A 21,143-nucleotide genomic window follows, 5' to 3' on the forward strand; every position below is an offset into this window, starting at 1 on the left:
CAGCCGTCGATCAGGTGGGGCCACCCGCGTGGCATCACCTTCAATGTGGTCGCTGCGGGCCTCCGCGACCTCCATGAGCTTGCCGCCGGTGCCCTGGGTGCCATCGTGCTCGCCGACACCCGCCGCCTGGAGGACTGCTTCGCCGCTGTCGACTACTTCGAGCGGCGATCCATCCCGTTCGTGGTCGGCGTCAACTGCTTCGCCGGCGCTGTCCATTACCCCGCCGACGCGGTTCGCCAGGCCCTGGACCTCGACCCCGCTGTGCCGGTCGTCCTGTGTGACGCGCGGCGGAGGGTGTCCGTCAAGGAGCTCCTTATCGCGGTCGTGCGGCACGCGATGGCGCAGGCTGCCGAACGGTGCCAGAGCGTCATCACCTGACGGGCAGGTCACCACTGGCGTGCACGTCACGACCGCCTACGCGGAAAGGCCCGTACCCTCGCCTACCTGACCTGGGGTGCGGGCCGTGGTCCCATGGAACGTGTGTGGGCCGAACCTCCAGGTTGCCCCACTTGCCGTCCGGCCGCCGCGCCCGTATCGACACAACAGCGTGGTCGTGGAGCAGGGGCTGGCCCGATCTCGCCTCGCGGTACTGGAACACCGCGACGATCAGCCCGTCCTTCACCAGGGCCGGTGGCGGCCGCCGCTCCCCCATCGGATCTCCGCGACCGGCTCCAACGACGCCGGCGGCTTGTCCCGGGCGATGTCCTGGCACAGTTCCAGCACCCAGGTGGGGTCATCGGTCAGCGGACACACGGGCTGCGTCGTCGACGGCGCCCGGAACGTCCGAATGCCTGTGGTCCGGGACCCCGTGCCGGCCCCGGACCCGGTGACAGCAGCAGTGCGTGGATGTGCCCGGGATCGGTCAGACCTGTTCGAAGTGGAACGCCTTGATGAAGCAGTCGCGGGGCTGGGCGACTGCGAAGAGGATGCAGTCCACGAGTGACTGCGCGGTGAGGGCGTCCTTGGCCTCGCGCGGTGTGTTCTCCCACTCCTCGGAGAGCGGGTCGGGGTTGTCGAAGTCGGGCGGGTAGAGGGAGATCACGCGGACCCCCTGGGGGCGCAGGCGCTTGGAGAGGATCTCGGCGAAACCTGCCTGGGCGCTCTTGGCCGCGTAGAAGGCGTCGTGTGCGTCCGAGCGGTGATGGCCGGCTGCTCCGCAGGCGGAGATCATGGTCACCACATCGGGCTTGTCCGAGTTGAGCAGGAGAGGGAGGAAGTTCTTCACGGTCAGAACGGTGCCGGTGGCGCCGGATGCGATGGTGTCGACGACGTCGGCGTCGGAGGCGGATTGGAGGTCTGGGCCTTCGAGGTAGCTGGAGCCGTTGTTGATCAGCACGTCGATGCGGTCGGTGTGCCGGGCGACGCCGGCAGCGAAGTCGCGGATCGCGGCGGGGTCTGTCAGGTCGCAGGCGAAGGCGTGGACCTGCTCGTGTCCTCGGTCGCGGATCTCATCGCGGACGCGCTCAGCGGCGGCGAGGCGGCGGGCGGAGAGAAATATCTCGGCGCCGAGGTCCGCGAGCCGGATGGCCAGGGTGCGGCCGAAATCGCGGCCGGCGGCGGTGATGACGACGCGGTGGTTGTCGAGTCTCATGTCGGTGCTCCTGGTGGATGGGTCGGATGTTGCGGTGAGGTGCGGCGGCTGACTGCGGCAGCGTAGGTGGCCCAGTCGCCTGTGGAGAGACGTTGCCAGGCGAAGGCGACGTGGGTGTGGATGCCCAGGGTGCGGGCGTGGATCGCGGCGGGATCTCGGTGGTGAGCTGGGAGAGAGCGGTGCTGCGGGCCTGGTTGGGTCGGATCCCGAGCTGGTTCAGGCGCTGTGTCGGCTGTGTGCTGCTGATCGGCCGTCCGGGCCGGCCGCCGGGGAAGAGCCAGGGCGAGGGGGCCAGGGCCCCGATAATCGCGTGGCCCCGCGCAGGCCGCGCAGGCGGTGACCGAACACCTCGGCGCGCCCCCTGAGCGAACGATCTTGTCCTCTGCGACCGTGGTGACCGGGCCCGCACTGACACGCCGCATCTGGCGCACCCCCACTCACGCCCTGATACTCGGGCCGGCAGCCGACAACGGCGCCCCTACGACTACCTCACCCACGTGCACCGTCGGCCGGGGGCCGTACCCATCCCCCGGCCCGGTTCGGTTCGGCGCCGCCGGCCTTGCCGTCTCAGGGCTTCACCGTCCGGCAGCCACAGCCTGACGTTCCCTGTGCTTGTTGAGCAGGTCCAGCATCGTGTTGAACTCGTCGGTCGGCATCTTGAGGATCAGGCATTGCGCCGCTTCGACACCATCCTCGTAGGGGAACGGCTTGAGCGGCTGGCCCCCTCCCCCAGTCGTGGCTACGGCTGGGTTGGCCTGTCCGGGGACCGATGGCGCATTCTCCCTCGCTGAGTCGGCAGGCTCCTCTTGCTCCGTGACAGCCGGCTCGCCCGATGCCGAGTCGGCCGGGGCCGTTTTACGGCCGTAAAACGGATCGGCTCCCTGCCGCTCAGGCCCGGCAGGCGGCTGTGCAGGCAGCGGCTCGGGAACGACAGGCACCTCAGCGGCCCTTTTGGCGGCCTTCTTGGCGGCCGACCGCTCAGCAGACGCTGCCGTCCGCTGCCTTTGCTCGTCTTGCCACCATGCCAACTGTTCCGTGCCGCCCCATTCGTTGTCCCGGGCCAGCTTCCCCAGCGATCGCGCGGCGTCGAGCGGCATGGCCTTCTTCCGCACCAGGTTCTGAACCTCAGGGGCCAGGTGGGTGAGCAGGATGCGCTGGGTGACCCACCCGTCGACCCGCTCGAAATGCTGGGCCACGGCGCGGTTGGAGCCGAACTCGGCAACGAGGGATCGGACGGCGTATGCCTCTTCGATGGGGTTGAGGTTCTGCCGGTCGACGTTCTCGGAGACCACGGCCTCCATGAACGTCTTGCGGTCCTTGGCCAAGCCGTCGTCGACAACACAGTTCAGGGTGGGGTTGCCGACAGCTGTGGCGCCGCGGTATCGGCGCTCCCCGGCGACGAGGACGTAGTCGACGTCACCGACCTGCTGCGCATGGTCGGGCCACAGTTTCAGGTACGCGCTGCGGCTCACGGCAGGGCATGCCTGAATCTGGCGGCGTCGCAGGCTGTTCCCGAGGTCGACCAGCTCGTCTTCGGTGCCGAACTCGGTACGGGGATTGACCAGGTTGGCGCAGAGCCGGCCGAGCGGGACGCGGAGCAGGCGGCCGTCGGCTCGGGTGTCGACGGCTGGCGTCTTATCGTCATCGCCGAAGAAGTCGTCGAACTCATCGTGCTTGGCCATCTATCGGCCCCCTGCGTACTTCTGGCGGCGGAGCTGGTGCTCCAAGGCGAGAGACACGAAGTCCTGCTTGGCCTTGGTGGCGATGTGGTTGGACTCGTACTGGGTGCAAAATCGCCCGTTGGTGATGCCGCGGGTGTGCGGCTTGTAGTGACGGACGGTGGCGTTGTAGAGCTCCCAGCCTCTTCGCTGGACGAGGCTGATGGTGCGGTCGCGGTCCGCAGTGCCGTCGCGGGGATCCCAGTTGTTGACGACGACCCCGTAGGGGATCTGGCGGGGAACAAGGACCCGCTCAACGGTGACCCTGGTCGGGGTGAAGGCCGACCCCTCTGCTTCAAGGGGGACGATGACGTCGTCGGCAACATCGAGGACCGCCCGGAGCGCGTCTCCAGTAGTTCCGTCACCCAGAGGATCGATGGACTCGTCTTCGTCGTCTTCTGCCTTCAGCGGCATGAAGCCCGGGGTGTCGACGATGACGATGTCGGCCTTGGCGCTGCGCAGACGACGCAGCTTGTCGAGGCTCTGGCTTGCGTCGACCACGCGGAAGGGGACCGGCCTGCCGGCCTTCCTCACCTTCTCGGCATGTTCGATGCTGGTGCCTTGGGGGTCTATTGAGACGACCGCCACGGACGGGCCGTCCCCTGCGGTCTCGGCGCCGACGCCATCGCAGCCGAGGATTTCTGCGTAGACCGCAGCGAGGTTGACCGACAAGAGTGACTTGCCGACCCCGCCCTTACGGTTTAAGAGCACGGTGATGTAGGGCATGTACTGCTCTCCGACTACTTCCCGGGAACCCGGTACTTCGGATGGACGGGAAGCATCCTCGCAGATGATCGGAAAGGGACCAGGCGAGGCGTGCGGAGCGCCGTGGTTTTACGGCCGTAAAACCGAGTGAGTCAGGCGAGCCGGCTGCCGCATCGAGCAGTCCCCGCTGTGTCCTGTCTCATCAGACCCTGATGTCCTGTCTCAGCGAAGGTGGACCGTTCTTACCCAAGATCGACTGCTGGGGTGTTGTCTCAACGAAGCTTGATCGAGATGTCCCGCCGGAGTGACCTCCGATATCGCGACGGCCCTGCTGGCTCGGAGGGATCTGGCCGGCCTACGTGCCGTGCTCCGGGCGCGTGCAGTCGCGTCTGACGAGGGAACGGCCGATCAGCTCGAGGCGGAACTTGACTGTGACCCACGCTGGACGACCGAAGAGGACGGCGTCGAGCTGATCACGCAACTCCGAACACTGACGTCAGATGCAGACCCCGACGTCCGCAACGAGGCCCTGTTGCGACTTTCACGCCTGCGCTGATGAAAGGAGGGCAGCGGATCAGGCCGCGTAGCCTCGGCTGCATGCCTCGCCATTCAAAGAAGCCTCGCCGACTGGTCGCCCACGAGCGGGTGTACATGTGGACGATGCGCCACAGCCATCGAAGGGACGACGATGGCCGGTCCGTGGACTGCCGTCAGATCCTCACCCTGTCCCCGCAGCCGGCCGGCACCGGCGGCCCGCTGCGCATTATCTTTGCCGACGGGCCCGGCCGGTACGTCCCGGGCGGGGCTCCCTTCGGCTCCGGGGACGTGGGCTTCACTCAGGGTGCAGACCTGAATCTGCACGAGCCGGGCGCCGTGCGGGCCTTGCTCGACGTGGCGCTGGCTCGTGGGTGGCAGTCGGCGGAGCGGCGGGCGGTGGAGGTCGACGGCTGGCTCCTGCTGGAGGCGGCGGCCGCTGTGCGAGCAGGGGACGTCGGCGTCGGCCCCGAGGCCGGTAGGGGGTGACTCCCCTTCGCCCAACTTCATTGATCCTCGGAACAGCCACCGCGCGGCGATCAAACCTCGGTGAGACTGGTCAGACTCCGTCGAGACGGGGCAGCAGCGCAGCGAGTTTTACGGCCGTAAAACTCCCCGAGAGCTGACCGCTCCAGGACCGCAAAAGCGGCCCCCGCCGCTCGGATCAAGGTCCGGATGGCGGGGGCCGCTTCGTGTGCTCAGGAGCGCAGGTCGATGTCGGGTGGGAGGTCGCTGTCGGCGAGAGTGTGGGTGAGGAGGCGGTACGACGTCGTCCAAGCGCTGTGGGTGCGGGCCCTCGCGCAGTGGAGCGTGCCGGTGAGGGCGGTCTCGGTGTCGGGGTGATGAGGACCAGGGCGACGGGGTCGGCGTCGGGCTGCTGCTCGGGAAGCGGGCGGCCGTGTTCCAGGCCGCGGTCGCCGATCCGTACGGCGACGTCGCCGCGGCCGGTCCAGGGGGCCGGCCTCCCGCGGGCGGTGAGCGTGGCGGTGAACGCTGCCCTGACCAACCCGGCGAACCCATGCGGTCACAGCAGCTAGCGGGTTCCGTGGCCAAGGGGCGGTGAATCGCTGGGCCTCAGCCGATGGAGGTAGAACTCGCCCAGCGGGAGGTCGATGAAGAGTGACTGAACCTGGTAGCGGCCGTGGGGGATGTCGACCTGGATCATGTACTCCTCTTCTGTGTCCGCACCGGGCACAACGGAATCGATGAGGAAGTAGCGACCGTCCAAGGCGATCTCAACGGCGTCCTGCCATCCCTGTGCGTCCATGGCCCGCTCCACCTCCTTGGGGACGTCGACCCCCTCGTCGGAGCCGACGTTCTGAACGAAGGTCATGCTCTGCGGCAGGTAGGTCACGGGCAGAGCTTGGCCGCCGATGGTGAGGACCTCCCCGTGATCAGGGAGTGCGATCTTGCTGATGTAGGCCTGGGACACCTCGTTCGCCTCGGTGCCGTCCCAATCCTCGAGATAGCTCGCGGGACACAGTGCGTAGTAGCCGAAGTCCGTCCCATCGAGCCAGTTGACCGAATTGCGCGAATACACCCAAGTCCTCCGTTATGACATCCGGACGCAGGTCTGCGTCCTTTCACGCCTACAGGTATCACCGGCCACCGACAGTGCGACTCGGCCCGTGGCTTCGTGGAGCCGTCACGAGGACGAGCGCACCGCTCGATGCCGACAACTGAGCCTTCTCGGCAGGCAGACGCCAAGCCGGTGAACCTTGTTCTTCCAGGTCAGCGCAGCCGACCTTCCCGCCGCCGGCCATGTCAGCGGCCTCGTCGGCGGGGGTGACCAGCCAGCGGGTCACGGGGGTGGTGAACGCGGACACGGCGAAGCCGGATCCGGTCAGGAAGTCGCGGCGGTTCACGAAACTCCAGAACGACGTGGCCACTTCGCCACCCGCACCACCGACCCCAAGATCATCGACGCCCGAGGCACCCTCAACACCGACCAGTGGGGCAGTGGATCTTGGAGGAGGACCGCTTCGACCGCGTGGGCGTGACCGCTCACTACGCCTGTGGCCATAACCGGCCCCCCACCCTCGGCGCTGTCACCATTCACGGACGGACCGGGCCTCAGGTCGAGTTCGCGGGCATCCGGCTGATCGGCATGACGGTCTCGGCCGTTGACACAGCCCTGATCCAGCACATCGAAGAGCGAGACGATCTGGGCTTGGTGGTCGGCTGTGGCGGCGATCTGGGGGTGGACGGTCTCAACATGTACGTACGGGCCACCAGAGCCGGGGACACCGTGGTGAGTGAGGCCCGGTTCTGCAAGGTGGAATGGGAGGACCACGGCTGATCTGCAAGGCGCCTCGATCGCTCCGCTGCGAACCGCATCGTGCCCGCGCCGACGAGCTGCGCCACCTCCGCGCCCTCAACCGCGGACTCGTCCAAGACCGAGACGCCGGGATCGGCGGCGACCAGCGAATATCACAACGTAGGCATTGAGGGCGTGAACACGGAGGCCAAACCGGTCGAGAGGCAGATGTACGGCAGAGCCGGTTTCGTCTAACTCAGCACCAAGTCCTCCTGGGTGCGGGGGACCAGTCGTCGAAGTGGTGAGTGATGCACGTGGAGGGGTCGTTCACGCAGGGGCACCGTGTTGAAGCGCCTGCACGCCGTCTCCTACGACACCGAGACCGAGGTCGGCGTCACCAAGGACTTCCCTCTCGGGGGGGGTGGGTGCACCAGCAGCGCAAGGCCCTACGGGCCGGGCTCGAGGTACGGGTGCAGCGCGCTCGGGGGCATGGGGCCGACGACGCGACAGGCCGGAGACCTCAGTACAGCGGGCCGGAGGGAAACCCGTGATCCGGCGGGAACGGATCGGGCAGGAAGGGAGCCGGCTGAGCGGCGGCTCCCTGCGCGCGCTCGACGGCCAGGCGCGCGGGCCACTCCGCCGCCCACATGATCGCGGTGGCCCCCGCCAGCGGCCAGAAGCCGTCGGCGTGAAGACGGGGGTCCACGAACGCGAAGGCCGCGCAGATCAGCCACAACACCAGGCAGTGGTAGAAGACGAGGACGATCGAGGCGATTCCCGGTACGGGCAGGGACAGCGTGATGCGCGGCAGCATGAAGAGGGACGCCACTGCACACAGGGCGAGCGCCTGCCGCCACCCCGGCGCAGAGTCGAGCCGGACGCCGTCCAGTACGAGCGAGGCGAGCGCGAGTCCGGCGGCATTGAGCAGTACGGCGGCCAGCGAGCGCGCGGCCGCGTGGGCGGTGCGGCGGCGGAACAGGGCGAAGAAGGTCCCGACCGTCGTGGCGACGGCCGCCACCAACAGCCCCGAGACGAAGACCGGCCACAGTCCGGTCAGGCGCGCCGCCAGACCCCCGGCGCCGCAGATCCGTACGCCAGCCCAGAGGGCGAGCGGATACACGGTGAGCAGGACCAGCAGGTTGACCAGGGTCTGCAGCATGCCGAGGAACATCAGACGACGCACCGGGGCAAAGAACTCCCGGTCAGAACCCCAGAGGTCGGGCTCCTCCGCGAGGAGCCCTTGGGCCCGTCGCAGGGACGGCTGCATCAGGAGAGCCGTCAGGCTCGACGCCGCCCATACGGCTGCGCTCACGAAGGCGGCCATCAGCGCCACCACGAGTACCTGCTGGCCTGCCGAACCGGTCAGCCGGAAGTCCACGACCAAGAGTGCGGCCACCGCCACACCGGCAGCCACCGAAGCCAGTCGCAGTATGGCGCCGGCGCCCCTTCCCGTACGTCCATGCCCGAGTCCGGTGTTGACCGTCATCAGTCCGCCCCCTCGTGAGTCGTGACTCCGATAGAAGACATGCCCTGCTTGAACTCTCACCAGCCATGTGGGCCGCGCCGGTCCGGCAGGTGCGGATGCGACCGACGGGAGCCGAAACGACCGGTTGTTGGGGCTCAGCAGCGTCGCGGCCGCGGCGACGAAGGCCACGGACGCTTCCTTGGCCGCGTGCCGCTGGGCGTCCAGTCGGCAGGAGAGCCGTGCTCGCCGGAGCTGTCCGGTCTCACTCAACTTGACCAGTCTCACCGGACCTTGACCACCAGCTACCGGTCGGCTCCAGTGGCGCGTGGGCCTGTTCGGGCAATTCAAGAGGCTGTTCCAGCCTGTCAGTCCCCGTTCGTAGGATCGCGGCATGTCTGACGCCTACACCGTTTTGTGGACCCATGAAACCTGCCGTGCCCTCCGCAAGGCTGGCCGCGTGGGCGAGCGGCCCCCTGTCGCCTTCAGCGGTGCCCATTCCTCTCTTCCCGCCTGGTCGGGCATCCGTACTGGGGACGAGGTGTATGCGCTCCATGTGAACCGGGGTGAAGTGTTCGTGGTGAGCCGGATGCGGGTGGTCGACATGGACAGGCGCGACTGCTGCGGGGCCGCCCCCGCGACCTGGCAGGACCCTGCGTTCCCTGGGCACAGTGACTGGTCGGCACTCGGCGCCGACGGCTGCGGGGCCGTGGGGGTGCACGTGGATGCCACGCCTGTGCGGTTCGACATGCCGATACCCGGCGGCCTTCTGGGGCGCCTTACCTGGCGCAACGCTCGCGGAAAGACCCGTGGCCTGAAGTACGTGGTGGATGGCCGCCTGGAGCGCGCGGTCAGTCTTCAGGGCTTCTACCGCCTGACTCCCGAATCAGCAGGCGATCTGACGGCGATCGTCGACAACTCTGCCCCTTGATGCCAATGGACGGGCAGCTCCAAGGACGGCGACCCCGGAGACCTCGCGCACCGTCGCCACCAAGGCATCGGGGAAGGGCGGGCAGTGGTCGGTATCCCGCGCGACAACAAGCTCGTTCTCGGTACCGAAGACCGCCGGGGCCGTGTATCTTTTCAGGAAACGTTATCTAGGGTGGGGGTTGCAATGTCGGATCCGCTGCTGCGAATTGATGCCCTGGTGGATGCCGACACCCTCCCCGCGCCCCGCATTCGACAGCAGCTGCGCGTCGCCGCGGGTCTCACCCAGGCCGAGGTCGCCGACGCCATCGGCGTACAACGCCTCGCCGTCGCACGGTGGGAGGCGGGACTGACCCAGCCTCACCGCGGTAATCGCCTGAAGTACGCCCACCTTCTCCGCCGGCTGGCCGCGAAGCACCCGGACGCCGCCACCGAGGGGGCGTCTGATGAGGGGTGACCTCACGGTCCGGGCCGTTTTCGGGGTCGCCGACGCCGCCTTCGGTTTCGAGGGGGTCGGGATGACCTAACGGCCATCGGCCGCGCGCCGAGAGCGGATTAACCACCCGCCGGCCTCGCGCGGCCCGTCTCGCTCAGGTCCCAGTTCACAGCTGGTCCTGAGCTGCGGCTCACCGAGCCGCTCGTTTTTCTCCGGCCACTAACCACGGCCACCACAGCTGTAGCTAGCAGTTGCCTTACCCGCGGGCCCCCACCACAGGGGCGTCGCGGTTCAGCAGGACCGGGAGGGGAGGAGAAATCTCCCCCCGCCCGATCGGTGTCTGCCCCGCTTCTCACGAAGGGGGGGCATCCCGTCACATCCGCACACCCGGTCGTCCAGCCCGGAGGGCTCGGTCGTCCAGCTATATGGAGAGCAGGTCGTTTCTCATAGTGCACCAGAGTGGTGGCCCTTGTCAGCTTACCCTTGTCCGTTTCGTCACGTTTCAGGCTCGACGGGCTTCCCGTATGACGGGACGATCACACCTCGTTTGCCCTGTTCGCGGCATTAATCACGAAGATTCCTGGGGTCTGACTGTCACACCAACCCCCGTCCGCGACACCTATACAAAGCGGGGGACCCATGTCCTTCCGGCGGCGCCGGCCGTCGTGACGATCCGGCGCTCCGTCCCGCGGGGCGGGACGGGATCCAAGATTTCTGCCTGCCGAACGGGACCGAGCGGGGTGCTTGCCGCTTCTCGGTCCTTGTCCACAGGGGTCCTGCGCAAGGCTGCCGAGATGATCTTCATCTCGCAGTTCCGGGTGGGCCGGTGAGCGCCGTGGCGGCGTCGGCCGCTGCGGTGATCCCCGCTCCGCACTCGTCCATGTCGTCGCCGGTCGCTGCTGCCGTCCCGGTGCGCCAGCAGCGGGTGAAGGTGCCCATGCGGCTGGTGTCGTCGCCGTTCTACGCAGATGTGGCGCTGGCGGTGTACGTGAAGGTGAAGGCGCTGGCCGCGCGTCCGGAGGGGTGTCAGGCGCGGTCGGCGACGATCGCCTCGTACCTGGGGTTGTCGGTGGCGTCGGTGGAGCGGGGGATGACGCAGTTGACCCGTCCTGGGCCGGACGGGGTCGTGGAGCTGTGGTCGACCCGTCGGACCCTGCCCGGTGGCAGGGGCGAGTCCGCTCTGCGGTCGGTGCGGTCGATGACGCGGACGGAGAAGTTCGTGTGGTTGCCGGTGGCTGCCTCAGAGGACCTCACGCCGAGGCAGTTACGTGCGTACGCAGTGATCGCGTTCGCGGAGCAGATGGGCATCGCGCTGACCGAGGGGGAGCTGGCGGGACACCTGCGGCACCACTCGGGAAAGAGGGCCGGCCAGCCCATCACCGCGGCGGCGGCCGGTGAGGTCGTCGACGGCCTGGAGGCGGCGCTGTGGGTGACGGTGCAGCGGCGTGCGGGCGTGCAGGGCCGTCACCGGTTCGTCGCCCACGACATCGCCCCGACGGACGCTGTCCGGATCGGCGATCCGGTCGAGGACACCGTGCCGACAGCGGTCCAGGAGTACCCCCAGGAGCCCGTGGGCGGCGCTGCGGAGGGCTCGGGTAGTTCGCTGGTTGGTGAGGGATCGGGTCCGTTGGTTGGTGAGGGATCCCTCGCGTATAAGGAATCACCTAGGACTGACTCACCTGATGACGAGCGTGCACCCATCTCACCCGCCGTAGGCGAGGTACCGGTAGTCAGGGTTGCTGGGGCTGTGGAAAGCCTGGCTGACGCGGCGGCGCGTTCGGAAGGCGTGGGTGGTGTCGCGCTGCGCGCGGGTGAGACCAGCCAGCCCTCCTCGAAGCCGAACAGCGAAAAACGCAGCAGCAAGGGCGTGGGGTCGTCCCGGTCGTCGTACGCCGGACCGCAGCTGGCCATGAGCCCGGAGATCTATGCCGTGCTGGAGCCTGTCCACGTGCTGCTGAAGCAGGTCACCAGCAGCTTCGTTGCCCGGAAGATCGCCCGTGAGGTGGGCCGTCAGCTGCGCGAGGGCACGGCCCCAGACCGTCTCCGGCACCGGCTCACAGCCCGCCTGGCCCAGGTGGCGCTCTCGGACATCCGCGACCCGGGCCGGTGGCTGCTGGGGGTGGCCCTGCCCCGCTGGGGCTGCGGCTACCAGGACTGCGAGGCCGGGATCATCTGGCGGACCGGCGCGGCCTGCGAGCTGTGCGCCGAGACCGTCCAGGACCAGCGCGCCGCCCGCCAGGTCGAACAGCGCCTGGAGCAGGGCCTGTGCCCCCGGCACGGTACCCGCCCCGGCTTGTCCGGGCGCTGCTTCGACTGTGAGCTGGACGCCGCCATCCGGCGCCCGGCGCGGGTCCCGGCACCTCGGGAGCCCGAAGGCCCGCAGCGCGCCTCGTGCGGCGGCTGTGGCTGCGTGATCTTCCTGACCGGGCGGGCCGTCGACACCGGTCTGTGCAAGCTCTGCCGCGAGGAGGCCGACGCCCTGACCGTCGCCGCGCCTGCCGCGCCCGTTACGCCGTCGGTCCCGGGGACCTGCTCCGGCCGCGACGGTGAAGTGCCCTGCACCCGCAGGGCCCTGCCGACCCGCAGCGTCTGCCTCACCCACCGATCCCAGGAGCTCGCCGGGGAAGTGGCTTGATGAGCCAGAGCGCTGAGCTCAGCGGCATGGACCTGGCCCGTGTCGCCCTGCGGGCCGCGCGGGAGGCCGCCAAGAAGACCGGCGCCCGCACGGCGAAGAGCAAGCCGCGGGGCACCCGGACGGTCCGGCGCGACGGCCGCGCCCCCATGGGCCTCGGCGAGGCGTTCACCGCGCTCATGGCCGAGCGCGGCTGGGAGATCCCGACGGCCGGCGCCGGGCTGTGCGAGCGGTGGGCGGCCCTCGCCCCCGACCTCGCCGAACACATCGCGGCGGTGGGCTACGACGCCGAGCGCGGGGAGCTGACGCTGCGCCCGGACTCCCCGACCTGGGCGACGAAGGCCCGGCTGGAGACGTCGCGGATCATCACCGATGCCAACCGGTCCGCGCGCACCGACGCGGTCCGTAAGGTCCGCGTACTGTCACCCGGACCCTTGCCAGCATCCAGCGCAGCCGCCGAGCCGAGCCCGATGCGGAATCCAGCCCCACAGGGCCCGATACGTACGCGCGAGACGGCAGCGGCCGGCTACCGCCGTGCACTCGAAGCCCACCAGCAAGCCCACACACGGCGACAGCCGGACCCGGCCATCGCGGCTGCTGTCGAGCGGCAGAACCGGGTCCTTCGGGAGGCAAGCCGTCGCGCGTTTCCGGAGCCGGAGACGGCCCGCGATGATCAGCCGGCGCCGATCGACGTCTCCCTCGTCCAGCGGCGCGTGACGCTGAAGCCGTACGCCTGCGAGCACTGCACCGGGCCCGATCCGAAAGCGCCGGACTCGCCCAGCTGCCCGCCCAGGTCCAGAAGACAACCTGCTCACTGGATCAGACCGGCTGAGCTGCCGAGCTGCTCACCCGCGTCAACGCGAACGCCAGTCACGACCGCACCGACGAGGAGAACCGCGTTGTAGGCGCGGCCGCCTGCCAAACTGGGTCACGGTTCAACCGACGCCTGTCGCCGAACCACCCCCGCGTCGGCGGGGAACACGAGACAACGCTCGTCATGGGCGCGGTCGACACCGAACCACCCCCGCGTCGGCGGGGAACACCCTTTCTGACCTGCATGCTAGAGAGGGCTTTGCAGTTTCTTGAATGTCGCAAGGCGGGTCATGGCAGAACGTTACCGTTTCGGGGACAAGGGCACTGTCAGTGCGATCTGATTGGGTCGGAGTAGCCCGTCGCCCTGTCCCGGGGAGCCAGTCGTGATGAGAAAGCCGGTCGATGAGTCTGTGTTCGGCAAGGCTCGCGGGCTTGATGAGCCGTATCCGCTCGTCCGGCACCTGCTCGATGCTGCAGCCACGGCTCTGTTCCTATGGGATCGGTATCTCTCGGAGAACCAGCGGCGTGCCATCGCTGCCGGATTGCAGGAGGGCCCTGAGCAGGCACGCGCTTTGGTCGGACTCTGCGCGGGCCTTCACGACATCGGAAAAATCTCAGGGTTCCAGCTCTGCGATGCCCACGCCTATGCCCGTCTGAGTGAGGAGCTGCGAGGCGACACAGGGAAGATCGGCTCTGAGTGGATGCGCCACGATGTGGCAGGCATGGAGGCGGCTCCCGTGCTCCTCTCAGCGCTCGGGCTTGCCGATGTCGCAGCCGCGGACAAGGCGGTCCAGCGCATCGCCGAGGTCATTGGCGGGCACCACGGGCGCTTTCACGCGTTCGACTGGACACGCGCACGGAGCGCGGCCTACCAAGCCCTGCTGGGCGGGCCCGCCTGGGAGCGGGAGCGTATTGCGCATGCCTCACTTGTTCATGAGTTGGTGGGTGCTCCGCAGCCGCCCACTGTGTTCAAGGCGTCGGCGGCGGTGCTTGTCACGGGTGTCGTGATGCTTGCTGACTGGCTCGTCAGCCAGGAGAGCTACCTCAAGCGGCGCCAACGTGGTCTGTCCCGCTGTCTGGAGCAGCACTTCGCTGATTCCTGTGCGAGTGCCGGGGCCCTGGTGCGGGAAGCGGGGCTGCTCACTGTCGAGCTGGAACGTAGGGGTTTCGCTGAGGCGTATGGCATCGAGGGGGATGCCAATCCTCTGCAGCGTTCGGTGGCTGCCGGTTTGTCGGCTGCGTTGAGGCGGACTAAGGAGGAAGGAGACTCGGCGCCTGGTGCCGGCATTCTCGTGGTCACTGCGGCTCCAGGTGACGGTAAGAGCGAGGCGGCTTTTGAAGCCGAGCGGGTGCTCTCCACGATGTGCGGTACGAGAGGGTTCGCGTTTCTCCTGCCGACGATGGCCACCAGCGATCAGATGCACTCCCGTGTGGCAGGGATGCTGGTCCGCCAGAGTGGGATCGGCGCTGGTCTGACCCTGACGCACAGCATGGCCTGGCTGAGCAGCGCCTACGCCGACGGTGACCTTGACCAGGGTGACCTCGTGCTGCTGTGCGACGACGAGCACGAACATCCCAGTGGGGGAAGCTACCGGCACACTGCGTGCATGCGGCCCGCCCAGTGGCTGCGTGGCGCCAAACGGGCCCTGCTCGCCCAGTACGCCGTCGGCACGATCGACCAGGCTCTGATGGCTGTCCTTCCGGTGCGTCACAACGCCTTGCGGCTGCTCGCACTGTCCGGCAAGACCTTCATCGTCGACGAGGCCCATGCGTACGACCCGTACATGCAGGTCCTGCTCGGCCGCCTGCTGAACTGGCTCGGAGCCTACGGGGTTCCTGTCGTCCTGCTCTCGGCGACGCTGCCGGCCTCCGTAAGCGACCGACTGATCAAGGAGTATCTGCAGGGCGCCGGACACAGTCCCACAGACTTGGAGAGCCGTGCTTTTCCCGTCCCATACCCGGGATGGCTCCACGTCGACGCCGCCAGTGGCCGACTCACACAGATCGAGGAAGCAGACCGCAAGCAACAGGCAGCCGAACGCTGGATGCAGCTGGCGATACAGGTGGAACCCGTCGACCACAACGCGGCCGCCGGCGAAAGGGCGCGCCTGGCAGTGATCGAACGTCTTCTGCAGCCGATCGTGCAAGACGGCGAAGGCTGCGCTCTGGTCGTCTGCAACACCGTCGCGGACGCCCAGCAAACATACGAGCACCTCAGCGGCTGGCTCGCCAGGGCAACGCCGGCAACCACAACCGAAGATGTGCAGTTGCTGCATGCCCGGTTCCCCGCAGACGAGCGCGAGAGACGGACGCAGGCCGTCACGATCGGAATGGGTCGCATCGGACCGCGCCCAATCCGTCGCATCATCGTGGCCACACAAGTAGTCGAGCAATCACTCGATCTGGATGCCGACGTCGTCATCAGCGACCTCGCCCCTATCTCGCTGCTCCTGCAGCGGGCAGGAAGGTGCTGGCGACATGAGACGTGGTGGGCCAAGAACGGCAGGCCGGGTGGTCGCGCCAGGCCCCCGTGGACTCAGGATGCCGGGCCCCAACTCATCGTCCTCGATCCGCTGACCGACGGGGGAGACGTGCCGAAGCAGTGGGGCACCGTCTACCACGAAGCACTGCTCAGGGCGACATCTCAACTGCTGGCCGAACGGAACGGGCAGCGGATCGCCATCCCCGACGACGTCCAGGGCCTGGTCGAGAGGGTTCACGGCGATCGTACGGATCGCTACGACTGGGACAGCCCGGTCGAGTCGGCCGCCTGGACGGCCTTCCTGGGAGAGGAATCGGCACAGCGCAGCGTGGGAGAGATGGTCGTCATCCGCAAGGCCAGACTCCTGAGCAGCCTGAGTGCCCTGCACCACCTACCCGGGAGCGAGGACGAATGGGAGGCAGCCACCCGGCTCGGCGCGGACTCGGTGCGCCTGCTGTGCGTGTACGTGCACGAGGACGGGCGGGAAACGCTCGACCCGCAAGGTCTTAAGCCACTGCCGACTGCCGACACAGACGGACGAGTTTCGGTGCCCGACGTACGCACGGTAATGGCGCGAACGATTCCAGTGAACGCAGCCTGGTTCCGCGATGCAGACGCAGATGCTATTGCTCCGCCCGCCGACTGGGCCGGCCATCCCATGCTGGCTGACCTGGTGCTCCTACGACAGGCGATGAGGGCGAACCGCCCCGAGCCCGTGAAGCTAGGGGGACAGCGCCTGTGGCTGGACGAACGACTCGGCCTCAGCCGTGAATGAGGCCGACCATCACCGAATAGTGCTGGTCGGCCCCATATCCGCGGGGTAGCTGGGAACACCCTCGGCAGGCATCAAACCTGCCACCAGCGCTGGAAGCCCCTGCATCGGCGCGAACCACGCCCGCACCCCGGGCACCGATCCGGACCTGCACGAAACACCGCCGCGTCGGCGAGGAGCACACTTCCCAGTCCTTACCGGCCGGGCCGTCCGGCGAACCACCCCCGCGTCGGCGGGGAGTACGCGATCTGCTGCTCCTAGTTCGCGATGTTCATCGAACCACCCCCGCGTCGGCGGGGAGTACGGCGAGGCCGGCGGCCTCGTCCATGCCCATGGCGAACCACCCCCGCGTCGGCGGGGAGTACGGAGGCGCTGAGGCTGTGGGCGGATGTCCCGGCGAACCACCCCCGCGTCGGCGGGGAGTACGGCGCCATCCGGAAGGGCAGCATCTCGTCGGCCGAACCACCCCCGCGTCGGCGGGGAGTACTCCGGATCGAGCAGGGCCAAGCCTCTCCCCTGCTTGACTCCCTCATCCTGATCGCCGACGCGATCGGTGTCCCGCTCGCCGAGCTCGTACGCGAGTAGCCCCGGCCGGGGCGAGAGCGATCCGGCCGGGGCGATTCCCGTGCTTAGGCTTCGGACAGACAGTCTCCGCACTGGACATTGCTCGGAGTGCGGGTTTCGGGGTCGACCATAAGAGTCACCCCCGCCCCGTGCGGGCAGACCCGGCGAGGCCGCCTCCCAGGTCGTCGCTCGACCCGCGTCGTATCCCAGGTCGCCACTACCTCGCGGAACCGAGGGTCAGCCCACCGTCCTCGTTCGTCGGCCTCTTCGCTCACCAGTAACTCCCTCCGGACGGAATGCCGTCGACTGTAGCGGGGCGACAGCGGCTTGACGTCCGGTTTGCCCCTCGCCGAATCAGGCGGGCGGGGCGGCGCAAGCGGAGCCACCCTCGGTGCACTCGCTGTGCATGCAGTCGCCGGCCTGGATCTCGGTGTCCGCCAGCGGCCCCCACAGGTACGCGTCCGGCTCGTAGCCCGCTTCGCGGATCGCCTCCATGGTGCGGTCGAGGGTGTCGGCGTCGCGCCGCAGTGTCTCCGGGCCCTCCGGCCGATGGTCGATGAAGCGGCCCAGGGCGCTGCACAGTTCCCGGTACATGGCCGTGTGGAGGATGAGCGCGTGCCAACCCATGTCCACGGCCTTCGAGGGCCGCAGGTGCCGGCCGGTGGACTGGCCCGCGGCGGCGACGAACTTCAGCGACTCGTCGACGATGCGGGTGGCCAGTGCCTTCTCGACGCCGTCGTTGTCACGCTGCACCAGGCTCACCACGCGGGTGAACCCCTCGGCGGACAGCAGGTGTCGGGCGGAGGGTGCCAGGGTGGGAGTTGCCATCTCGACGTTCCTTTCGGTGATGGAGTGCTGGGCACGTCCCGCGGGGGACGGTCTGTCCCGCCGCATTGGATGGAACCAGCGGGGGGGCAGAGGTCAGGTGCGCGCTACGCCGACGGCGAGCGCGCCGAGGATGCCGACGACGATCAGTACGTACAGGGCCTGGCGGGTCCGCTCGGTCACCTCTCGGCCGCCCTGATCGGGCGGCACGCTGGGTCGCCGAGGTGGTGGGCGTGCTGATCCGGGCGGGCGCCGCTTGCCGAGTCGGCGGTGATCGTTTCGTACCGGGCGCCGAGGGGCCGCTGGCAGCGCGCGCAGATTCGGGCCGCGGTCACCGGCCGGACCCCGGCGGCGGGCAGGACCGTACGTTCGCGGTGACCATGATCGCGCCGTAGCCGCCCGTGATCGTGCCACGGTAGATGCCGCTTCCTCGCAGCGGCTTGCCGCAGGCCAGACACGCCCGGCCGTGGGCCTGCTCCTTCGACAACTCCGAAAGCTCCGGCAGGGGGTGTCGGCGCAGGAGGTGCCCATGCTGGTCACTGCTCGTCCTCGACGGGCGTCAGGCCACGCCGCACCCGGCACGGATCGCACGCGAACGTGTGGGCGTCCGGGCCCGAGTTGGAGGGGCCCAGCATGGCCCTGACCGGGCTCTCGGACGGCCCTCCATGCCAGTCACACCAGTCGGTTCCATCAGCCACAGCGGTGCTCCCTACCGTCGTCAGCGGGTTGGTGAGACCAGTCAACGGGGCAGCGTCGGCGTGGGACTATCTCCGATGCGGGACGCGCATACCCGTATGCGCGCAGCGGGTACGCGCACGTGCTGCCAGGGACCGAAGCGCAAATGTGGGGGGAACGTTGAGCATCTCGCCAGCGGTCAGAGAAGCATCCCGGACCAAGGACTACGGCAAGGTCATCGCGCTGGCCCGTAAGGACGCGCGCATGACACAGGCCCAGTTAGGGCAGGCGTGCGGGCTGTCCCAATCAGCCATCTCCCGGTTGGAGAAACGCGGCCCCGGGGCGTACGTAACGGATGTCCTGGCGGCCGTAGCCGTCCACCTGGGCATTCCAGGGCCGCTCGTGGGCATCGCGGATGCAGCAGTACGAGACGGGTACGAGCACGTGGAAAGACGCAACTTTCTGGGCGGAATGGGCGCGGCCGCCGTCGCCCCAGTTCTGTCCGCCCTCCCCGATCCGGGTGACACAGCGCAGGCCGCGACCTTGAGGCTGGGCACCGCCTCATACCGGCGCCTGGACGGGTCGACGCCCTCCCGGGAACTGGCCGAGGCAGTCCAGTCCCACCTCCGACTCGTGCAGAACGTGACCCGGGCGGCCAGCGACGACCAGCAGCGGGGCCGGCTGGCGGCCGTGGGCAGTGAGGCAGCAAGCCTCGTGGGCTGGCTGTCCTGGGACATGGGAGACCACGGCTCGACGCGTACGTGGTACGGCTCGGCGATCAAGGCTGCTCGCACGGCCGGGGATCCCCTGCTTGCCGCCTACCAGGCCGGGAGTATGGCACAGTTCGAGGCGGACTCCGGCAACGGAGTACAGGCACTGAACTGGACGCGGACGGCCCGCAAGTACCTGGATGCGCGCAGGCCAGCGGTGGCGGACGCGTGGCTGTCGTCGGTCGAGGCGTTGGCGCACGCTGCCGCGGGGGACGAGCGGGCCGCGGACCGGGCACTGACCATGAGTCGGACTTTGGCCGCGCAGCTGGGTTCGGAGGAACCTCCGCCGTGGCCGTGGGTGTTCACCTTCAACGAGAACAAGGTGGCGGCGGTCCGAGTCACGTGCGGGGCCCGGCTCGGGCTGCCGTCGTGGGTGCTGGAGGCGGACACCGAGGCCTTGGCCACCGGCCACGCCAAACAGCGGGCTCTTCTGGTGTTGGACATCGCCGCCGGGCATCTCGCCGCCGGGCGGGTGGAGGCCGCGTTCGCGTTGGCTTCCCGCGCGCTGGAGACCGGCCTCCAGTACCGTTCCGGGAGGATCGTCGACCGTGCCCGCGCGGTCCGGCGCTCGTATCGAACCGGGTCGCCGCCCAAGGTGGTCCGTGACTTCGACGAGCGGCTGCACGACATCTACTTGTAGGGGAGCACACGCGATGCGCGTAGGGATCACCGGTCACCGTGGACTGAACGCCGAGGTGGAGCGAAAGGTGCGCGACCTCCTCGAAGCCGCAGTGCGGGAACACGACGGCACCGACCTGGTCGGCGTCTCCTGCATCGCCGACGGCCCCGACGCGTGGTTCGCGGAGTCCGTTCTCGCCCACGGCGGCCGCCTGGAGGTGGTGCTCCCCGCCGAGCAGTACCGCGAGGGCCTGCCGGAAGAGCACTGGCCGGTGTACGACGATCTGAGGAGCCGGGCCTCCGAGGTGCACTGCACAGGGATGGCTGCCTCCGATTCGGCAGCGCACATGGCCGGCAGCGAGATCCTCGTGGGCCTGGTCGACGAGCTGCTGGCCATCTGGGACGGGAAGCCTGCATGGGGGTACGGCGGCACTGCCGACGTGGTGGCGTATGCCGAGCGCACGGGTGTCCCAGTGCGGATCCTCTGGCCGGAGGGCGCAACCCGCTGACGTGCCGGACGCACGAAAGCGCCCCCTCCCGCGGCCCGCAGGCCGGAGAGGGGGCATTTCAGACGATCCGCGTCAGCCGGAGCCAAGACCCGGTCTTGATGACCGTGGGGGTGGCGCTCGATGCCGTCTGTGCCCATCGCAGCTGGAGCGTCCCGGCCGTACCGCCCACGGTCAGGCGGCCCACCGGACACACCGACGAACCCGCGGCGATGATGCCCACCCCGGACGTCGTCGCCGCGTCGTTCCGCTGGAGCTTGATCGACCCGATGTTGTTCGTGTTGCCCGCCGAGACACCGGCCTCCGTTCACGACATCGTGGCCCCGGCCGGCACCGACCAGCCGATCGTCAGGTCCCCGGCCGGGTCGCCCTCGACATCGAGGTACGCCTCGACCGCGTACCAGCCGCCAGCGACCACGGACAGTGCGAGGTGGTCATCGTCCTGGAGCGCGGTACTGCTGACGACCTGCTCGTCCGCGGTCGGAACACCCCGCGTCGGCGGGGAGGACTCGGCGGAATCCCCGCCGCCATCGGCGGCCGGCGGAACACCCCCACGTCGGCGGGGAGGACATGCCCGAATATGAGATTCACCGGATGACCGACGGAACACCCCCACGTCGGCGGGGAGGACGAGTCTAGGGCGATGGAAGGCGTCTATGTTCGAGGAACACCCCCGCGTCGGCGGGGAGGACTCACAGCCCGTGCAGCCAACCCCACGCAGCGACGGAACACCCCCGCGTCGGCGGGGAGGACGACGGCTGGATCTTCGAGCGGATGCGGCAAGCCGGAACACCCCCGCGTCGGCGGGGAGGACCGGGCTGGATCGGGGCGTCCGCGTGGAAGACGCGGAACACCC

19 protein-coding genes, 2 pseudogenes and 2 CRISPR repeat arrays (1 of these 23 cut by a window edge) are annotated in these 21,143 nt (G+C 68.8%); of the genes and pseudogenes, 12 read left to right on the forward strand and 9 right to left on the reverse strand.

The features are described 5' to 3' along the window. Nucleotides 1-75: 75 nt before the first annotated feature. Nucleotides 76-378, forward strand: a pseudogene (locus AC068A_RS18995) (GTP-binding protein); the annotation flags it as partial. On the opposite strand, the gene AC068A_RS19000 reads toward AC068A_RS18995, so the two are convergent. The 4 genes from AC068A_RS19000 to AC068A_RS19015 form a co-directional block, all read right to left on the reverse strand. Further along, a complete protein-coding gene (locus tag AC068A_RS19000) occupies nucleotides 371-652 on the reverse strand; it encodes a relaxase domain-containing protein (RefSeq protein WP_478586287.1) in 282 nt (93 codons plus the stop codon). The pseudogene AC068A_RS18995 and the gene AC068A_RS19000 sit on opposite strands and share 8 nt — an antisense overlap. A 210-nt stretch (nucleotides 653-862) precedes the next feature. Then, nucleotides 863-1,591 (reverse strand): SDR family oxidoreductase, encoded by a 729-nt coding sequence (locus AC068A_RS19005; RefSeq protein ID WP_478586289.1) that lies wholly within the window; start codon nucleotides 1,589-1,591, stop codon nucleotides 863-865. Between the two features lie 575 nt (nucleotides 1,592-2,166). Then, a complete protein-coding gene (locus tag AC068A_RS19010) occupies nucleotides 2,167-3,273 on the reverse strand; it encodes a ParB/RepB/Spo0J family partition protein (protein WP_478586291.1) in 1,107 nt (368 codons plus the stop codon). Further along, nucleotides 3,274-4,035 (reverse strand): ParA family protein, encoded by a 762-nt coding sequence (locus AC068A_RS19015; protein WP_478586293.1) that lies wholly within the window; start codon nucleotides 4,033-4,035, stop codon nucleotides 3,274-3,276. A 283-nt stretch (nucleotides 4,036-4,318) separates the two neighbouring features. Here AC068A_RS19015 and AC068A_RS19020 point away from each other — a divergent pair, with 283 nt between their 5' ends. Both AC068A_RS19020 and AC068A_RS19025 read left to right on the forward strand, forming a co-directional pair. Further along, the gene (locus tag AC068A_RS19020; protein WP_478586294.1) at nucleotides 4,319-4,570 is read left to right on the forward strand and encodes a hypothetical protein; all 252 of its coding nucleotides are present in this window, start codon (nucleotides 4,319-4,321) and stop codon (nucleotides 4,568-4,570) included. A 41-nt stretch (nucleotides 4,571-4,611) separates the two neighbouring features. Further along, complete coding sequence (locus AC068A_RS19025) at nucleotides 4,612-5,037, forward strand: hypothetical protein (RefSeq protein ID WP_478586295.1); 426 nt, start codon at nucleotides 4,612-4,614, stop codon at nucleotides 5,035-5,037. A gap of 544 nt (nucleotides 5,038-5,581) precedes the next feature. Here AC068A_RS19025 and AC068A_RS19030 read toward each other — a convergent pair. Next, nucleotides 5,582-6,088, reverse strand: coding sequence for an Imm21 family immunity protein (locus tag AC068A_RS19030; RefSeq protein WP_478586297.1), 507 nt, complete (start codon nucleotides 6,086-6,088; stop codon nucleotides 5,582-5,584). A gap of 58 nt (nucleotides 6,089-6,146) precedes the next feature. Beyond that, nucleotides 6,147-6,437 carry a hypothetical protein gene (locus tag AC068A_RS19035; protein ID WP_478586299.1) on the reverse strand — a complete coding sequence of 97 codons (291 nt, stop codon included), beginning with the start codon at nucleotides 6,435-6,437 and terminating at the stop codon, nucleotides 6,147-6,149. A gap of 77 nt (nucleotides 6,438-6,514) precedes the next feature. On the opposite strand from AC068A_RS19035, the gene AC068A_RS19040 reads away from it, so the two are divergent. Beyond that, nucleotides 6,515-6,847 carry a hypothetical protein gene (locus tag AC068A_RS19040; protein ID WP_478586301.1) on the forward strand — a complete coding sequence of 111 codons (333 nt, stop codon included), beginning with the start codon at nucleotides 6,515-6,517 and terminating at the stop codon, nucleotides 6,845-6,847. A 478-nt stretch (nucleotides 6,848-7,325) separates the two neighbouring features. On the opposite strand, the gene AC068A_RS19045 is transcribed toward AC068A_RS19040, so the two are convergent. After that, nucleotides 7,326-8,201 (reverse strand): hypothetical protein, encoded by an 876-nt coding sequence (locus AC068A_RS19045; protein WP_478586303.1) that lies wholly within the window; start codon nucleotides 8,199-8,201, stop codon nucleotides 7,326-7,328. 460 nt (nucleotides 8,202-8,661) lie between these two features. Here AC068A_RS19045 and AC068A_RS19050 point away from each other — a divergent pair, with 460 nt between their 5' ends. The 5 genes from AC068A_RS19050 to cas3 all read left to right on the forward strand — a co-directional run bounded on the left by AC068A_RS19050 (nucleotide 8,662) and on the right by cas3 (nucleotide 16,332). Then, the gene (locus tag AC068A_RS19050) at nucleotides 8,662-9,198 is read left to right on the forward strand and encodes a hypothetical protein (protein ID WP_478586305.1); all 537 of its coding nucleotides are present in this window, start codon (nucleotides 8,662-8,664) and stop codon (nucleotides 9,196-9,198) included. A gap of 183 nt (nucleotides 9,199-9,381) precedes the next feature. Beyond that, nucleotides 9,382-9,651 carry a helix-turn-helix transcriptional regulator gene (locus AC068A_RS19055; protein WP_478586307.1) on the forward strand — a complete coding sequence of 90 codons (270 nt, stop codon included), beginning with the start codon at nucleotides 9,382-9,384 and terminating at the stop codon, nucleotides 9,649-9,651. A gap of 805 nt (nucleotides 9,652-10,456) precedes the next feature. Then, on the forward strand, nucleotides 10,457-12,265 hold the full coding sequence (locus AC068A_RS19060) for a hypothetical protein (protein ID WP_478586309.1): 1,809 nt from the start codon (nucleotides 10,457-10,459) through the stop codon (nucleotides 12,263-12,265). Beyond that, nucleotides 12,265-13,167, forward strand: coding sequence for a DciA family protein (locus AC068A_RS19065; RefSeq protein WP_478586310.1), 903 nt, complete (start codon nucleotides 12,265-12,267; stop codon nucleotides 13,165-13,167). The genes AC068A_RS19060 and AC068A_RS19065 overlap by 1 nt, the downstream gene beginning before the upstream one ends. Nucleotides 13,168-13,461: 294 nt before the next feature. Beyond that, nucleotides 13,462-16,332 (forward strand): CRISPR-associated helicase Cas3', encoded by a 2,871-nt coding sequence (cas3, locus tag AC068A_RS19070; protein WP_478586312.1) that lies wholly within the window; start codon nucleotides 13,462-13,464, stop codon nucleotides 16,330-16,332. A 150-nt stretch (nucleotides 16,333-16,482) separates the two neighbouring features. Beyond that, a CRISPR array of direct repeats spans nucleotides 16,483-16,816; the repeat unit is 29 nt; unit sequence CGAACCACCCCCGCGTCGGCGGGGAGTAC. 431 nt (nucleotides 16,817-17,247) lie between these two features. Here the strand turns inward: cas3 and AC068A_RS19075 are convergent. Beyond that, a complete protein-coding gene (locus AC068A_RS19075; protein ID WP_478586314.1) occupies nucleotides 17,248-17,721 on the reverse strand; it encodes a glycine-rich domain-containing protein in 474 nt (157 codons plus the stop codon). A 328-nt stretch (nucleotides 17,722-18,049) separates the two neighbouring features. Beyond that, nucleotides 18,050-18,205, reverse strand: a complete 156-nt coding sequence (locus AC068A_RS19080; protein WP_478586315.1) for a hypothetical protein — start codon at nucleotides 18,203-18,205, stop codon at nucleotides 18,050-18,052. Nucleotides 18,206-18,351: 146 nt separating this feature from the next. Between AC068A_RS19080 and AC068A_RS19085 the strand changes: the two are divergent. The 3 genes and pseudogenes from AC068A_RS19085 to AC068A_RS19095 all read left to right on the forward strand — a co-directional run. Continuing rightward, nucleotides 18,352-18,711, forward strand: a pseudogene (locus tag AC068A_RS19085) (helix-turn-helix domain-containing protein); the annotation flags it as partial. Between the two features lie 315 nt (nucleotides 18,712-19,026). After that, nucleotides 19,027-19,803, forward strand: coding sequence for a hypothetical protein (locus tag AC068A_RS19090; protein WP_478586410.1), 777 nt, complete (start codon nucleotides 19,027-19,029; stop codon nucleotides 19,801-19,803). Nucleotides 19,804-19,816: 13 nt separating this feature from the next. Continuing rightward, nucleotides 19,817-20,290, forward strand: coding sequence for a hypothetical protein (locus AC068A_RS19095; RefSeq protein WP_478586317.1), 474 nt, complete (start codon nucleotides 19,817-19,819; stop codon nucleotides 20,288-20,290). Nucleotides 20,291-20,829: 539 nt separating this feature from the next. Further along, nucleotides 20,830-21,143: a CRISPR direct-repeat array (repeat unit 28 nt; unit sequence GGAACACCCCCACGTCGGCGGGGAGGAC) (it continues 202 nt past the right edge of the window).

This window comes from Streptomyces sp. NPDC043854, assembly GCF_056436005.1.